This is a genomic window from Pantoea sp. ANP04 (genome assembly GCF_041982285.1).
Taxonomy (GTDB): Bacteria; Pseudomonadota; Gammaproteobacteria; order Enterobacterales; family Enterobacteriaceae; genus Pantoea; species Pantoea eucalypti.
Genome location: NZ_JAUTYS010000069.1, coordinates 1 through 659, shown reverse-complemented (window position 1 = coordinate 659; position 659 = coordinate 1). Strand labels below are relative to the sequence as shown.

The following is a 659-nucleotide window of genomic DNA, read 5'->3' as shown; positions in this document are numbered from 1 at the left end:
GGTTTATTGACATGGGACAACGAAGGAACAGCCAAACCGGCGCCTCAGGACGTCCTTGATTGCAGTCAAGGGGAGTCGCGCGACCGCTCACCTACCATGCGAGCCACGTTTACATGGAAGCAGGTGAAGTGATGGCTCCCCGCGAGTTCCCATCCTTGGCCGGTGCCTTGGGTACCTGGGTCAAGGGTCTTGTCGTTCTTCTGAGTCTGGTCTTTGGCGCACTGCCGCTGCAGGCCAAGGATTACGAGGTCGAGCGACAGCGCATCGAGCAGTTCTTCCCCGATGTCCAGAGCGTCTCCGAGCCCGAAGGTGACTACCGGGTCCGTACCCTGCGCAAGGGTGACGAGGTACTGGGCTATGCGTTCCAGAGCATCAACGTCACTCAGATCCCGGCCTACTCCGGCAAGCCGATCAACATGCAGGTGCTGCTCGATCCGCAGGGCGTGATCCGCGACGCCTATGTGCTGGAGCACCACGAGCCGATCCTGCTGATCGGCATTCCCGAACAGAAACTGCACGACTTCAACGCCAAGTACCAGGGCATCCGGGCCGACCAGCGCGTGGTGGTCGGTCGCTCCAGCGACAGCAATGCTGTGACCATCGATGCCGTGACCGGCGCCACCGTGACCGTGATGGTGGTCAACGAGATCGTCATGCGC

At 61.2% G+C, this 659-nt stretch carries 1 protein-coding gene; it reads left to right on the top strand.

All coding sequences use genetic code 11. From position 1 onward, the window contains the following. Window positions 1–131: 131 nt before the first annotated feature. Window positions 132–659 (top strand): FMN-binding protein (locus tag Q7C21_RS22365; RefSeq protein WP_375151138.1); only part of this gene is annotated, 528 nt, incomplete at its 3' end.